Genomic DNA, 16,283 nt, shown 5'->3' with positions numbered 1-16,283 from the left:
ATATTTAGCCCTAGCGATTTCCGTAATCACATTAGATCAAACAGTGCTAACTGGATCTTTATTCTGGCTTTTACAATCTTCAGCGGCGGTGACAGTCTCTTCGGCTGCAACAATCTGATTTTTGCCATTTCTTTTAGCAAAATATAACGCTTCGTCAGCTCGCTTGAACAAGCTATCTTGCGATTCACCCGGCTGCAATTGCGCAACACCAGCGCTAAATGTAATCAACAATCGATCATTTCCATGCAGAAAGAATTTCTTGGTTAAATAGCGCCGTATCCTTGCAACCGTTGATATCGCCGTTTTTAACCCGGAATTAGGTAACAAAATTGCAAATTCCTCCCCACCATAGCGTGATATTACGTCATCCCGGCGCACAGTTTCTTTGACTGCTTCAACCAAGTATTTCAACGCGTCATCACCCACATGATGCCCATGCGTATCGTTTAACTGCTTAAAATTATCAATATCCAATAAAGCAAAGCAGAGTGTTCCCTCGCTGCGAGTTAACTGTGCAACCTCACGTTTAAATGCAGTATCTAACCCTCGTCGATTCAGTGCACCTGTGAGATGATCTTCTTGCACTTGTTCGCTCATTTCCTGCAATTGTATTTCAAGCTGATTGATTTGATTTTGTGCTTCGTCAATTTCTGCACGCACAAATGCCAAATCATTGCGATGGTTAAGCACATTATTTTGCACTTTCTGAGTTTCTTGCATTATCTCAGTAAGCAATTGATTTATATCTTCAATATTATTAGCTTTACTGATTCTTTCGGAATAACATTCTAATTTCTCATGATACCCACCCGTGGCATCTGAAAGTTCCTCAAGATTGGAAATTAGTGAGGCTACCATTTGCCGCATGGTTTCCCTTGTCTTGTTCAGGCTTTGCTTTACTTTGGCTTGTCTCTGTATTATTTTTTCGAGCGAAAATTCAGCTTGCACTATTATCTGCATATCCAATGGCTTAGACATGACTTTCTTCAGCTTGGAAACCTGCGTTTTAATCCATTGATCTTCCGACAATAATTCGCTTGTACTATCCATCAGCATGTTTAATAAATTAACCAAGCCCTGCTGTATATTCGTTTTATCTCCATTACCCAATTCTAGCCTAATACAAAATTTCCGAAAGCTGGCGATAAACTGCTCCATTGCTAGCTTGCTTTGAATCTTTTTAACCTGCCTACCTAAAGACCTAGCTTCGTCTGCCAGAACTTTATCTGCAACCTGATTAGCAATAATTTGTTCTAGAATTTGTGCCAGCAATTCTAATAACTGATCTGTATAGCTGCTGATTTCATATTCTTGCGCCAGAATATCTTCTTTGAAATGTGATTCTTGCATAGAAGAATTTGCACCTAATGCTGATATCGATATATTTTCTATATTATCTTCCGACTCGCGAGAAGCCGAATTCGAAGCTTTCCATGACTGAACTAGTGCCATTAATTCACTATAGATAAGTTCAGGACTGCCAGAAAATTTAACTAGCACTTGTTTTAATTTTTTTCTTTTATTTGCGCTCTCAGAAAATTTTCCCGAACTAACGACATCATCGAATAAGCTGTTAATAACTTTTACCCAGGATGCTCCAGGTATAGATTGCGCAGTATCAATCGGTGAAGCAGTCGTGGTAGAACCCGTTACAGTCGCAACACATTTTATCAATACAGATTTATAACTATGCCAGTTGTTATCTTTGACAGCCTGCTCTAAGTTATTAGCACAATTAAGTAGATTCGGCGTGTGACATGGAAATTCTTTCGCCAGTTCGAGGAGCATTTTTGCAGTAATGCCAGATAAATTATTATCTGGATTACCTGCGATTTTATTGTATAGCCTAAGATAATTTTCGGGAGTAGGTTGTATTTTGAGTATCGCAAGCTGCTTTAATGTCTCACGAGCGATCACGGATGGACTAGCATTAGCAAATTGATTCATATTACCGCTCCCTACCATTACCCGACCGAAACTCTAGCAGCATAAATATAAGCAATAACATAAGCCTAATGATCTCAAATTAACCGATTACAATAAATTTCAAGTTTGTCACTTGATTACTCACAGTCACTTGAATCCTTTTTTGATACTAAATATCCAGACTAAACTCATCTGCTGTATATATAACTACGGGGCTCTGAGTATTTTTCTTAATAACCTTACAAATAGAAAACCAATTTTCCTACCCCGAAAAGAAATATCTAAACGTTATTTTTGAGCAGTAGTAACCGAAAGACCATCTGATTAACCCTACTTTATTTGGTATTATAAAATACGCACAGGATGGTAAACAGGAGAAATGACGATACTTATGGCGGTATTTCGCAATAAAGAAACATGCCTAACAGGCCGTTGAAAAACTATCTGCATTGCTGCTGCGGTGTTAAAAACAGGGTCAAGATGCTCATTCATTATGCATAAACGACGCTTTTCTCCTGTTTTTGCCTTGCATCAGCTGCTTCAAAAACGTTTTTCAACGGCCTGCTAAATCTAGTTTAATCTTCCGTAGATATCGGGATTAAACTTGGAATCTGCAGTGGATAATTTTTGCTTTTCCTTGGATGAGGGTTATTGCCCAATGCGATCAACGCGGAAAGTTTCTCCACAATTGGATTTTTCTTGCACTGGCGCATCCATGATCAGCTTTTCAAGATCAGCACCTGGGATTAACTCAGCTGACAAACTCAACTGAATTTCCATTAGCATTCCTTGCCGATTACAATCCAGTTTAATTCGGTCTCTGGCAGCAGAACCCAAGACCACTCCCAAGCGATTGAGAAAATCTTCGGTACGCACCTGTTGATCAATTCTGCGATTCATAAAATAAGCCATGCCAGAATCATTAAATTGCCGAGCCAAATCAACAGATACCTCAAAAAATTCACTCACTGACCAGTTTCCCTGACAAGTACCATGCTTATGCCACTGATGCCGCTCCAGACAAGAACCAGCCACCACACTGGGCATTACTTCGGCCAGTGATACTTGAGACGCGGTACCCAATTGTACGACCGGATAATCACAAAACTCATCTTCCTTTTTTTTTACTGAACCGCAAAATGCATAATTTTTATTACAGTTTTTTTTGTTCGGCCATAAACCATGTAACGCAAAATGCCTGGCTTGATAAGCATGCGGATCTGAAATTTTACATTCCGGTTTGTCTGATTTAGTTTCACAGAAAGCAGGCTGCCAAGACAGTGCCAGCACATAGCTATCCGCCTCACCTGCAACATTACAGCCATTACCTCCCTCGCCACTTCTGTTAACTTTCGCACTTTGGCCTGATAAATGTGCCTGACCGCATGCCGCACTTACCCATCGTGCTTTAGGATTTACATTAGGTATGACAACTCGATACCAGACAGGGTGATTTGGATTGATAACCTCGATAATCTCGTACTGATTACCCGCCAAAATTTGTGCGTTATCCGGATTGGTCGATTTATTTTTTGAAAGGAAGGCTGGGCAAGACTGTTGTACAGAGAAAATACCGTTAACCTTATCCGCAAACACCGGATGAATAAACAAGAACGCCAACACGGTCAGCATGACTCGAAAAACTCTACCGTTGCGGGATCTCGCGCTGATATCGTTCCATTGATTTACCATTCTTCTGGATAGATGTCTGTCGAATAAGCTATGCCAATTGTTACACATGAACCACTACATTACTGAAATCACTATTTTCCCAGAAATTGACTTGCAGGTGCTGGCTTTCCTATGTAATACCCTTGAGCATAATCGATATCCAATTTCTCTATTAAGGAAAGTATTTCTGCGCTTTCGACAAATTCAGCTGTAATTTTTTTGCCAAAACCTCTTGCAACACTGCAGAGTGCATTCACCAGAATAAGATCATCACTGTTTTCGGTCAAGTTACGTATAAACGAACCATCAATTTTGACAACACTAACCGGCAATTCCCGCAAATAATAAAATGACGAAAAACCGACCCCAAAATCATCCAACACAAAACCACATCCTAATTCTATAATCTCCACCATCAATCCGCGCGCTCCGGGCAAATCTTCAAGCGCTGCCGTTTCAGTGATTTCAAACATTAAACATGCCGGGTCCATTTCATGCAGCGTCAATTCTGTCTTAAGTATAGGCAACAATTCAGGATCATTGAAGGCATGCGCAGACAGGTTAATCGAAAAATTAACTTTAAATCCAGCCTGGTAAATTTCAGCCACTTGCGCTATGGCTTTGCGCAATACCATATGATCAATTGCATGAATTAACCCAGTATGCTCTGCAGCGGGGATAAAGTCTGCGGGTGAGAGCACCGTGCCATCGATGTCCTGCATTCGCAGCAATACCTCATAATGTGAAATTTCTTTCGATTTAATATGCATAATCGGTTGTAAATACAATATGAAATTATCATGTACATGCGAGTACTCGATCTTCTCTTTCCAATACACCAACGTATGAATGCGTTCGCGGCTGCTGTCTTTATCCGTAAACAAGTACCAGGCATTCCGCCCCATCGCTTTTGCCTGATACATGGCAAGATCAGCCGCCGCCAGCAAATCATGTATATTGGCGCCATGTTCGGGAAATAATGCAATCCCGATGCTGGCTGAAATTTTATGGGTACGGTTATTGATTGTTAATTGTGCCAAGCTCAGTTGATCCAATACCTTCTTGGCGACGCCTATCGCTCCATTAGCATTAATTTCCGGCAAAATAATCGCAAACTCGTCGCCCCCCAGACGCCCTGTAATGTCATCCGCTCTAATGTTTTGCGCCAGCATGCTCGAAACCATTTTAAGCAACGTGTCGCCGGCTTGGTGCCCACTGGTATCATTGATATACTTAAAGCGATCCAAATCAAAAAATAACAACGCACCTGGGTGGTTATACCGTTCAGCCCGACTAAGCACCTGCTCCAACTCTTCACTAAAACGGCGCCGGTTATACAAATTAGTCAATGGATCATGATCAGCTAGCCAAGCTAAATGCCCTTCAACCCGCTTATATTCGGTAACATCCAGACCGACTGATAAAATTGACGGCTCACCGGGGGAGTTCCAGGGCAAATGAGAATGCAGCCAAGCGACATGACGTGTTGTTCCATCTTTACAATGTGTAATAGCCTCATGGCGCAATTGCATCCTCTGCCCGGTATGAACTTCTTGAATGTGGAAAAGTAGATCATGCAACTCATAATCCGGAATTAAGATATCCAGAAAAGATTTACCAAATAATTCACCCTCCGAATAACGAGTTAGCATCTCTCCATAAGCGTTTAATGACATAACTTCACCGTCAGAATCCTGTGTTAATACAATCGCCTGCGCAGTATCTAGTAAATTCTTCACAAAATCTCTTTCTTTACTGAGTGCATTCTTTTGTTCAATAAGCATTGCGGTACGGCTTGATACTTCCTGCTGTAGTTTTTCCAGCTGCAGCGATAAAGACACAGCCGCTTCCGACAACGTATCGACCTCATCTCGAAAACGTTGCACACGACCTGTAGAGGCCAGCGATAAGCGGAATTTCTCAAACTGTCCGTTGGCAAGAAGTGGGAGTACAAACGCGACATCTTTGAGCTTTGCCAATAGCCTGGTAAAAATAAAAAATAATAAAATCTCAGAGCAAACTAGTCCAAGCAAACCGATTAATGCAATTTTCCAGATGGAATCATGAATATTAATTACTGCAGCCGTAACATCCGTTATGATGACCAAATGAGCTTTATCTGGCTCATATGAATTGAGTGGAAATACTTTTAATTGAAAATACTGATCATTCCAACGAACCTGAACGCCATCATTGAGTTCAGTCATATCTTTATGATTTTGAGCAGATTTTTTGAGAATCTCAAGATTTCTTTCTTTGTTGGTCAGTGCTGAAATATAGATATTCCAATACAAGAAATCAGAATCGTCATTTTGCAAACTATCCGGCTCCTTGACCAACAACCCCATATCGGCACCGGATAATCGCTTAAAAGCTAAAAGCACATCTGCCAAGGAAATTCCCATGACGACGACACCCGCTTTCTTTCCCGCTACCAGCAAAGGTGCAACTATGTATTGGATACAATTTTCCCGGCAGAGTAACGGATTTATCGGCCGTTCGGATTGATTAACCTGGCGCACCCAATCCGACAGTAAAATACCATCATCAATATTGGCAGCCAAACTATCCCAACTGGCGCTCAGTTGATTCGATGGGTTATAGAAATGAATAAATTCAACACTATTATGAAATTGCAGCAACGCCCAATGCGCATCAAAAATATTGCTAATAGTTTCCGCGTCATTCAACAGCAAAGCTTTTTTCATGCCATCCAGAAACGGAATCATTTCAGCAAGCTGATATAAATTCTGCGTAGTATTCTGGATCAAACTGTTGACTTCTCTGGAATACCGTCGGTAATCATCCTCTCGCTGATTGTCAAAATTAGCCATCAAACTCAGATAGCTAACAAAACAAAACAGCATCACAACGGCCAGCAATATCAAACTGCTGCTGAATGAAATTTTCCATCTCAGGCTGCGGAACCTGCGGCCATGATGATTCATTACAATAGACGCTTTTTCCAATTTAACCCCGGAATTAGTTTCCATCAGAAACCTGCCTAGAAACGATAAGAACCCAGAATCCCGTATAGATGCCAGTGTTGTTCTGTAGCTAAAGGCGATGGATTATCCAATCTTGATAGCCAAGCAGTTCCATTCACATAATGATATTCAGCGCGCAGCATGAACGCCGGAGTAACATTCCAGCGTAAGCCCACTGTAATGTCTTTGGCAAAACGTGTATGAGATATTCCGCCAGTAAGCTTTGCAAATTCACTTCCGTCTCGGTCAGATCGATCAGTAAATAGAGCATCATACCGCACAATACCTTCCCATTTTGGAGTAAAGCGATATTCACCCTGGAAGTAATAACTCTCGCCAACGATGTCTATCCCGTTGAGCCCCCGGGGGGCTGGCGGCGTTCTAAAACCATTATTATAGTCGAAGGGACGTATCGCATATTCGGAAGTCAACGTCCACCGCTCTGCATTATACTGGGCAGAAAAAATCACTGGCGTAAACTGCAATGCACCTGGTCCCAAGGGATCATTCAATCGGCTATTAGGATCGTAGGAAGTATTCAACCATATTCCACTGATACCCAAACGAAGACGCTTGTCATTCGTCTCAAATATTCCACGGCCAATATACGAAACTTCTCGATTTAAATGCCCTTTTCGTACACTACCAAGAAGCGAACTTTCAGTGTCCTTATCATCTACAACTGGCAACGTTACGCCAAATTGGGCAGAAAATGTACCCCAATCAAACACCGAGGTATCACCATAGAGTTGCACCGAATCACTTGAAAGTCCCAAATTTCGAGTTCGATCAAAATAGATCGACTGTGGCAACAGGATGCTGGGACGCGTAAATGCCACATCCCGTGTTTCATTATAAAAACCGAAGGGATTCTTCAATCGACCCACTCGAATACCAAATTGGTTTGCTTCGTGAGCATACAACTGATAGTCGAGAATAGCATAATCAAGGCGCGGCTCACCCGAATTTCCTTCACCAGCACGACGTGACAACACCTGCGCCGACAATTGCAGTCTCGGGAGTGGTCGCACCGAAGCATTGAGCCCAGCTTCTGTAAGCCCGAAGCTGCCGCCATTATCACTATTTCCAAAAACATTATTATCGGAAGTCGTAATGTAGGCCTGACTGACGAAACCATGAAACTGCAAATCCCCTGGGCGGTCTGTCGAACGTAACCATTGCATCGCAGTACTTACCAGTCCGGGTTTTTCGGTGACACTACTGACCTCAGTCTCGGTAACTTGAGCAAGTAAGTCTGTACTTTTCAGCCTTTTATTAAGCGGCTTGATCAATTCAGATTGTTTTTGCGCTGGAGACTCCTGAGCTTGAGCAGAAATACTTCCAATCGCAAATAACAAAATAACCCCCTTGGCAACCCATTTGGATAGATTGCCAAAGTAGCTATTTAATCTGGAGCACGTTAACATTTTCATTAATATTGGCTCTCCACAAATAACCTATCGCCCCTGGGGTATTGGCAACTTTGTCAAGCATCTCTTCTATTGAATTAACTCTGACAGGCGCCTGACCCGTACCCGAAAATACTAAACGATCCCAGGTAGACCTTAACTGATAAGGAAATACATTCAATTTTCCCTTCGAAACCGCTTTATGCAATTGATCATCATCGGACAGCACGAATACCCGAATCTTGGTTCCATTCGGCCAAGTTTTCAGGCTCATACTAAAAATGGAGCGCAATGAGTTAACCGAAAGCGCCACTTCACTGACACTCGGATTGGTCACAATCTCAAAATGATCATTCGCCCTGACATCAGCCTTAACACCTAGAAGGCCGACAAATATCACAAACCAAAAGTATGATCTGGCTCTTGACAAAAAGCCTGATATTCGAGCTTGTATTAAAAGATGAAATAAGTTCAAGAAACAAATCCCTAACTTAAGGATGTTCCATTAGTGAGTAATGATCAAGGCTATATTCACCGTTACCAGTCACAACCTCCCATGCGTCTCGGTGTTCTGCATACATTCTTTCCAAAGCTTCCTCTACTTTCACATAATAAGGCCGACGAATACCGTGATAATCAACCTGGGGGCCAATTGGATTAAAGCTCAAACCATAAAAACCCATCAATTTATTTAGCGCTGGATCTGCTACGGACAACCAATGTCTGATGTTATATTTGACTGACATGCGCATGACGCCCGCCATAAGCACCAATCCAATACTAAGCGAAGAACGACGATCAGATGAACGCCGATCTTGCACTTCTCTTTTTTCCCCGTCGATTTCTTCGTTTTGCTTGCGACGATCCCCCCTACGCCGATCAAACTGACTGATAACCAGGAAACGTGAAATTTCAGCAGTATGTTGGCGAGGCAACGCTTTGACATCACATAGTGTTGGATCCAGTTGTCCATACAACTCTACCGGCAGAAGCTTCTCGGGCCTGGATGAGTCAGGCAAAATCAGTCGTACGGTGCCAATATATGCCCCGGAAGGACGATAACGCAAAAGAATGTGTGATGAGTGACTATCGTAACTATCCATTTCCTTCTGATCCGGACACAGCATCGGATCAAAGCCAGGCAAACGTTGTTCAACACACAATACCTGATAGCGAATTTTATAAACATGTTCCAGCAGCTCAGCGGTATCAGCGACAACAAGTTCAAAAAATTTCTGAAAGTTTTGATACAAATCACTCATAGAATCACCCAGTTTAGTTCTAAAATTTACCGTATTCACATTTAATTACATTTTTAAAGAAATTCGTAATTATTCAAAAATTAATACGATAATGAATTAGTTAATAGCACGAGCCGACACCATACATCACATTTACGATATTTCATTAGTAATAAAACGCAATAACCACAGTGTATTTTCTATTTTACTGGCACGATACAAACACTTTCCCACCTTTATAAGTAACGCATATTCAATTGCACTGGTCATTTAAGTATATTTAAAGCGAATATTCAACTGGTCTTTTTCGATTTATCGTAGAAATTTACAAATGATTCAAGCTTGTGCACAATAAACAACATTTAAATTCAGTGCAAAGAATTTTATCGAAGTGGATTGTTCAGATTACCTGCAGATCAAATCATAATTCTCACTGCAAATTGTATTAAACCAACACCTCAACCGGCGGAGGATGATCAAGAAAAGCTGTCGGACTGGCGCTCAAACCATAAGCCCCAGATTGCAAAACAACCACCAGATCATTCACGGATGCCTGGGTCATTTGCATTTGATCCGCCAACAAATCTAGCGGCGTGCATAGCGGCCCCACTACTGAAACAATCTCTCTTGCAACGCCTTGAACTTTATTGCCGATAATGACAGGATAGTTTTTGCGGATCACTTGGCCTAAATTTCCGGAAGCCGCTAAATGATGATGTAGTCCGCCATCTGTCACGAGAAAGACTTGCCCTCGCGACATTTTCCGCTCTAAAACGCGGCAAACATAAATGCCTGCTTCGGCAACCAGATATCGCCCCAATTCAAGTGCAACGGTGGTATGCGGTAACTGCTGTTTTACTCTTTTCATCAGGCACTGTAAATTAACACCAATCGCAGCAATATCCAGCGGTCGATCACCAGAAAAATAAGGTACTCCAAAACCGCCACCGATGTTTAGCAGCTTCACAGGTGATGGTGCATATTCAGCAAGTTCAATAACAAGTTGGATAGTTTTTTCATGCGCTTCCTGAATTGCGGTCGCATTCAGATTCTGTGAACCGCTAAAAATATGAAATCCAACGAAATCTAAACCGAGAAATCCCAACCGCACCAGCAAATCGGGCACACGCTCGGCATCTATGCCGAATGGTTTTGGCCCGCCACTCATTTTCATCCCGGAAGATTTGAGCTCAAAATCCGGATTAATACGAATAGCAATTTTGGGAGTGATGCCTAAATCTATTCCTAGCTTTGCAATTGACTCCATTTCCTGCTCCGACTCGGCATTGAGAATCACGCCTGCAGCAATCGCGCTGCGCAACTCGTGCACCTTTTTCCCAGGCCCCGCAAAACTTATCTTGTCAGGAGTAAGGATTGTATCCAGCGCAACCCTCATCTCTCCTATTGAAGCAATATCCAGCCCATCGACTAAGCTTGCCAAATGTTGTACCACAGCCGGCATGGGGTTAGCTTTTATCGCATAGTGCAACAAGACCTCTTGCGGCAAATGCTGGCGCAGCAGCTCAATCCGTTCGGTGATTTTTTGCCGGTCATATGCATAAAATGGTGTCGTACCCACGCGATCGGCCAATCGAGTCAATGCCATCCCACCTATCTGTAAACAATCGTGCTGCACAGAAAACGGTATAAGTGGCGCATGTTCCAACAATGGATTGGTCATGGATCGCTTTTACCAAATAATAGCTGTAATTGCTGAGAAAGAAATTTACGGTCTATTTTTCCGTTAGGATTGCGCGGCAAGTTACCTTCGCGCACTTCGAAATGATTTGGCACCATATATGCGGGTAGTTGTTTCTTGCATACACTTAACAAAATTTCGATATCTAACTGAATGCCTTTCCTGGCAGTCACGATTACAGCGATTGCTTGTCCTAGAATCGGATGCGGAATGCCAAAAGCGACTGCCTCAGCGACACATTCCGTGGTATAGAGAACTTCTTCAATTTCGGTTGGACTGACGCGATACCCCGAAGTTTTAATCATTTCGTCACGGCGCTCGACAAAGTACAAGAATCCTTCTTCATCCTTATACACAGTATCACCCGACCACGCAGCAATCTCAGTGAGCATCAATCCAGCTTGGCGGGGTTTAATGGGTTTAAAGCATGTTACGGTTTTTTCCGCATCATTCCAATAACCCATCCCAACCTGAACGCCCCGATGCACCAATTCTCCGGGCTCACCCGGCGCACAATGCGAACCATCTTCCCGCAACACCAGCACTTCGGCATTCGGTATCGCTTTACCGATTGAATCAGGACGCCGGCTGATCTCATCTGGCTCCAAATATGTTGAACGAAAAGCTTCGGTAAAGCCATACATCAAAAAAATTTGTGCCTCCGGTAAGGCATTGCGCAATTGATCCAGCGTCCTACGCGGTATGGCACCGCCTGAATTGGTAATGTAGCGCAACGAAGGTGCTTTTCCCCAATTCAGTTGCGCAAGTTGAATCCATAATGGCGGCACAGCAGCTAATCCGGTAATCTGCTGATCTTTGACGATAGCAACAATATCCCGTGGCAATAAATAATTCATCAAAATACTTGTCGCACCTACATAAAAAGCAGTCGTCAGTTGATTCAATCCATAATCAAAACTCAGCGGAAGCGCAATCAAAATTCGATCGTCAGATCGATTCCGCAAGTACTGCATCACACTTTTAGCGCCGGCAACCAGATTTCGGTGCGAAAGCACAACTCCTTTGGGTCTTCCGGTGCTGCCAGAGGTATAAATGATGGCTGCCATATCGCTATCGATAGTTGGCGTCGCTATATTGACACCGTCAACCTCATTCCAACTAACAATGACAAGTCCGGCAATAACCGGAAGCTCGTCTTTTGCATCGACCACCACAACCACGCGCAGATCATGGCAAGACAATAAAATAGTTTGCAACAATTTTAACCGCTCCAACGACGTCACCAATACTCGCGCGTCGCAGTCAATTAAAATAAAAGCGACTTGTTCCGGTTTCAATACCGGATTGACCGGAACAAAAATACCTCCCGTCGCAGCGGCAGCAAATAATGCAATAACAGTCTCAAAACGTTTCTCGAGATATACCGCAACCCGCTCACCACGATCTAAGCCGAGCTCCCGGAAACCACCCGCTTTTGCTTCAACATGCCCAGCCAACATGGCATAGCACATACGCTGACCTTGATATGACAGCGCTTCAGAATCTGGCGCTCGTTCTGCAGCTTCAAAAATCAGATCATGGATTAAGTCAGTCATTTACCAGATACTTTATGATCATATCCACAAAAAACATTTGGATTAAATTGTGCACATTATAATCGGCTTTACGCTACAAGCCTCGATGAACATCCATCATACTTGCAATAGCCTAGGCAAAATAAACACCAGCTTTACAGAATCGCGTAAACTATTCCATTTCCCCATTCGGCTTAATAGTTATTAAACAATCATGATGGTACGCACACGATTTGCTCCCAGTCCTACCGGTTATCTTCACATTGGTGGCGCGCGCACCGCGCTTTTTTCTTGGGCTTATGCGCGTAAACACGGCGGAAAATTTATTTTGCGCATTGAAGATACCGATCTGGAACGTTCAACCCAACAATCGATACAGGCAATTCTTGACGGCATGGCATGGCTGGGATTGGATTATGATGAAGGACCTTTTTACCAGATGCAACGGCTTACGCGCTATCACGAAGTTGTCGAGCAGCTATTGCAGAACAACCAAGCCTATTATTGCTACGCCTCCAAGGAAGAGCTGGAAGCAATGCGCGAACAACAATTGGCTGCCGGGCTGAAACCCCGCTACGACGGACGCTGGCGTGACTCTTCAAGAACTCCGCCCACAGGAGTAAAACCGGTAATCCGATTAAGAAATCCATTAGAGGGTCATGTCACCTTCAATGATCAAATCAAGGGGCGGATCACGGTCGCGAACAATGAGCTGGACGATCTGGTGTTGCTGCGCAGCGATGGAGTGCCGACTTATAATTTCAGTGTAGTCATTGATGATCTGGACATGAATATCACCCATGTAATACGCGGCGATGATCACATCAACAACACTCCGCGCCAAATTAACATTCTTAAAGCCCTGCAGGCGTCGTTACCAGAGTATGCACATGTTCCGATGATATTGGGCGCGAACGGCGAACGCTTATCCAAACGTCACGGCGCTGTCTCAGTTATCCAATACCGTGATGACGGTTATTTGCCCGAGGCCCTGCTGAATTATCTGGCCAGGCTTGGATGGTCGCACGGCGATGAGGAAATTTTCAGCCGCGAGCAATTGGTGGAATGGTTTGATCTGACGGCAATCAACCGCTCCCCGGCTAAATTCAATCCGGAAAAACTGCACTGGATCAATCAGCAATATCTCAAAACAACCGATAATGCTCGTTTGACTGAATTGACAGTGCCTTTCCTTACAAAAAACAATTGCCAAATTGATGGTGGTCCCAATTTAGCGCTGGTTGTCGACTTACTTAAAGAAAGAGTCAATACCATTGAAGAACTGGCGGATGCGGCAGTATACTTCTATCGCCCTCTGGATCCAGCTAGTGAGCTGAAAGAGCAACACTTTACTGCGGAAACAAGACCGATCATGATCAATTTGCTGGAAAAATTCAACCAAATTGAATGGAATCGAGAAATCATTCATCAGGAATTAAAGTCCACTGCCAAAGCGCACGACGTTAAATTACCAAAAATTGCAATGCCATTACGAGTGATGGTCACTGGAGAAATTCATACCCCTTCAATTGATGCAGTGCTAGCACTGCTCGGACGAGAAGAAACGCTTGCTCGCATGAACAACCACATGGGCGATTTCCCGGATTGATCTTTTCTTTACAATAAATCCAGGCATCAGTATAATCCCCCTTCCTTTGCTCAGGGGGTATAGCTCAGCTGGGAGAGCGCTTGCATGGCATGCAAGAGGTCAGCGGTTCGATCCCGCTTATCTCCACCAGTTTCTCTTGGATTAAGCGGTGCCATAAAAAACACATCACTTTGTCCCCATCGTCTAGAGGCCTAGGACATCGCCCTTTCACGGCGGTAACACGAGTTCGAATCTCGTTGGGGACGCCAAATAGAACAAAGGCATGCAGAATTTCATGCTTTTTTCTCATTGCGTAACCTATGCATAATTCATGAATTAAAGAACTTCATTTCAAAACTTATTGCTTTTGAAATCCGATCACGGTAATAGGCATGGTTTCCGCGCAGCCGCGCGAATCATACTTAATGAAGACTCCGACAATAAAGATTCAAATCTTGGGTAAAGAGCTATAAACAAGACAGCTTGAAAGTTTGAATTCACAACAAAATTCATCTTAATCAAAGAGTTGAGTGCAATCTAACTTATATACTTTCCGGATTCATTCGAGTGAATTATTTGTAATAATTGCTTTTCTTTTATATCGTTTTCCTGCAAATAAGTAATATACTTAATTATTAGGTGATATTTAAAGGATAAACATCATGACTAAAATTTGGATTCTCATCGCAAACAGCGGAAATGCCACACTCTTTACCGCAGATTCTCCGACAGCATCTTTGACCGAACTCATGACCTTTGATAATCCTGATGCTCGCGCGAAGCAGATGGAGCTTAGCAGTGACCGTCCGGGGCGCAGCTTTGACAGTTATGGCGAAGGCCGCCATGCGATGGCGACCGAGGTCGAACCCAAGGAACAAGAACAAATTCGCTTCGCCAAGTTGATTGTTGATCGACTCGAGCAAGGACGCATGGAGAATGCATTTGAACGACTCGTAGTAGTCGCGGCGCCCGCGTTTCTTGGCCTTCTACGCACTAACTTCAATGCTCCACTCAGCTCTCTGCTGTCCTTGGAGATAAACAAAGACTATACGTCTCTCCGAGCCGATGAGTTGCGTGCACGTCTACCCGAACGGCTTTAAATATTGTTAGATTTCGTTAATCACAATTACAGGGAAAAATCATGCAAATACAAATCAATACTGACCGTAATGTTGAAGGTCACGAAAAATTCTCCCACCAAGTGGAAACCAAGATAAAGGATGTACTGAATCGTTTTAGCAAACATATCACTCGGATTGAAGTACATATCAGCGACGAAAACAGTGATAAGGGTGGAATGAATGACAAACGCTGCTTGATGGAAGCGCGTATGGAAGGTCGCCAGCCTATCGCGGTTACTCACCAAGCAACAAATCTGAGCCTTGCTGTTCACGGCGCAGTGGATAAGCTGAAGAACTTGATCGAAGGCACTCTCGGAAGACTGGATAATCATTAATCATTCCGAGGGAATACTCCACCGACTACAAATCGGTGAAGTATTCCGGGTTTCTAATTTACTACAGAAATATCCCCTCTATCTTTTAGAATCTGCTGCACTAAATCCCTCACCGAATTTAAACAGAAAAATCAGCGGTATCCCATTGTAACTACAAATTCTGCTGGCGATTTTGGCCATGCGGTAATGAGTGAATAATACACTGCTTAAATTATTGCCATGAGAAACTGAGAGCAGATAGTCTGAAGACAGCCATATTCATAAACAAGCTAGCAATATTTCATCAAGACCTAGTGCTCTATTTTGTCCTGTGGCACCGGATCAAGACCACCCGCATTCCATGGATGGCAGCGCAAAATGCGCTTCACTGCAAGCCAGCCTCCATGCAAAATGCCATGTAGTTCTAGCGCCTCAATGGCGTAATTTGAACACGCAGGATAAAAACGACAATGAGAACCCAACAATGGGCTAATCGTATATTGATAAAGTTTTATTACACCCACCAAGATTTGTCTAAAGAATGAACCCATACGCAAACTCCCCCTTGTTTTTCCATCCTGCGCCGCATCCATTCATCTTAACCAGGAACTTGATTCTGGGGTCATTTAGAAATGCTCTCAGCGCATAGTCATCACTATATACTACAGCTTTATCATCCACTTCATGATAACAAGGTATGGTATATTTAAGAAGTCATTAGCCAGCGACCAGGAATTATTTCTTAAAAAAATTTGTTTGACTGATACAAACGCTAGGTAATAGATCACAATT

12 protein-coding genes and 2 tRNA genes are annotated in these 16,283 nt (G+C 43.1%); 5 read left to right on the top strand and 9 right to left on the bottom strand.

Going from position 1 to position 16,283, the window contains the following annotated elements; genetic code table 11:
• Window positions 1-36 precede the first annotated feature (36 nt).
• The 8 genes from K2Q13_RS09495 to K2Q13_RS09460 form a co-directional block, all read right to left on the bottom strand.
• The gene (locus K2Q13_RS09495) at window positions 37-1,947 is read right to left on the bottom strand and encodes a GGDEF domain-containing protein (RefSeq protein ID WP_292920820.1); all 1,911 of its coding nucleotides are present in this window, start codon (window positions 1,945-1,947) and stop codon (window positions 37-39) included.
• A 627-nt stretch (window positions 1,948-2,574) separates the two neighbouring features.
• Window positions 2,575-3,666, bottom strand: coding sequence for a ribonuclease T (locus K2Q13_RS09490; protein ID WP_292920819.1), 1,092 nt, complete (start codon window positions 3,664-3,666; stop codon window positions 2,575-2,577).
• 23 nt (window positions 3,667-3,689) lie between these two features.
• Window positions 3,690-6,590 (bottom strand): EAL domain-containing protein, encoded by a 2,901-nt coding sequence (locus K2Q13_RS09485; protein ID WP_292920818.1) that lies wholly within the window; start codon window positions 6,588-6,590, stop codon window positions 3,690-3,692.
• A gap of 11 nt (window positions 6,591-6,601) precedes the next feature.
• Window positions 6,602-8,017 (bottom strand): hypothetical protein, encoded by a 1,416-nt coding sequence (locus K2Q13_RS09480; protein WP_292920817.1) that lies wholly within the window; start codon window positions 8,015-8,017, stop codon window positions 6,602-6,604.
• On the bottom strand, window positions 7,986-8,393 hold the full coding sequence (locus K2Q13_RS09475) for a hypothetical protein (protein WP_292920816.1): 408 nt from the start codon (window positions 8,391-8,393) through the stop codon (window positions 7,986-7,988). Before K2Q13_RS09475 ends, K2Q13_RS09480 begins: the two co-directional genes overlap by 32 nt.
• Before the next feature lie 91 nt (window positions 8,394-8,484).
• The gene (locus tag K2Q13_RS09470) at window positions 8,485-9,255 is read right to left on the bottom strand and encodes a PEP-CTERM/exosortase system-associated acyltransferase (RefSeq protein ID WP_292920815.1); all 771 of its coding nucleotides are present in this window, start codon (window positions 9,253-9,255) and stop codon (window positions 8,485-8,487) included.
• Window positions 9,256-9,679: 424 nt separating this feature from the next.
• The gene (locus tag K2Q13_RS09465) at window positions 9,680-10,915 is read right to left on the bottom strand and encodes a pyridoxal-dependent decarboxylase, exosortase A system-associated (protein WP_292920814.1); all 1,236 of its coding nucleotides are present in this window, start codon (window positions 10,913-10,915) and stop codon (window positions 9,680-9,682) included.
• On the bottom strand, window positions 10,912-12,489 hold the full coding sequence (locus tag K2Q13_RS09460; RefSeq protein ID WP_292920813.1) for an acyl-CoA ligase (AMP-forming), exosortase A system-associated: 1,578 nt from the start codon (window positions 12,487-12,489) through the stop codon (window positions 10,912-10,914). Before K2Q13_RS09460 ends, K2Q13_RS09465 begins: the two co-directional genes overlap by 4 nt.
• Window positions 12,490-12,685: 196 nt before the next feature.
• Between K2Q13_RS09460 and gltX the strand changes: the two genes are divergently transcribed.
• The 5 genes from gltX (at window position 12,686) to K2Q13_RS09435 (ending at window position 15,512) form a co-directional block, all read left to right on the top strand.
• Entirely contained in the window at window positions 12,686-14,077 is a 1,392-nt protein-coding gene (gene gltX / locus K2Q13_RS09455) for a glutamate--tRNA ligase (protein WP_292920834.1), read from the top strand.
• 53 nt (window positions 14,078-14,130) lie between these two features.
• Window positions 14,131-14,206 (top strand) — tRNA-Ala (locus K2Q13_RS09450).
• Between the two features lie 43 nt (window positions 14,207-14,249).
• Window positions 14,250-14,325 (top strand) — tRNA-Glu (locus tag K2Q13_RS09445).
• Window positions 14,326-14,718: 393 nt separating this feature from the next.
• Window positions 14,719-15,156, top strand: coding sequence for a host attachment protein (locus K2Q13_RS09440; protein ID WP_292920812.1), 438 nt, complete (start codon window positions 14,719-14,721; stop codon window positions 15,154-15,156).
• 41 nt (window positions 15,157-15,197) lie between these two features.
• Entirely contained in the window at window positions 15,198-15,512 is a 315-nt protein-coding gene (locus K2Q13_RS09435) for an HPF/RaiA family ribosome-associated protein (RefSeq protein WP_292920811.1), read from the top strand.
• A 290-nt stretch (window positions 15,513-15,802) separates the two neighbouring features.
• Here K2Q13_RS09435 and yidD read toward each other — a convergent pair whose 3' ends face one another.
• Window positions 15,803-16,042: a membrane protein insertion efficiency factor YidD gene (gene yidD, locus K2Q13_RS09430; RefSeq protein ID WP_292920833.1), complete on the bottom strand. Its 240-nt coding sequence runs from the start codon at window positions 16,040-16,042 to the stop codon at window positions 15,803-15,805.
• Between the last annotated feature and the right edge of the window lie 241 nt (window positions 16,043-16,283).

The sequence above is a fragment of the Nitrosomonas sp. genome (genome assembly GCF_019752095.1).
Taxonomy (GTDB): domain Bacteria; phylum Pseudomonadota; class Gammaproteobacteria; order Burkholderiales; family Nitrosomonadaceae; genus Nitrosomonas.
This window is presented reverse-complemented; position numbering and strand designations above follow the sequence as displayed.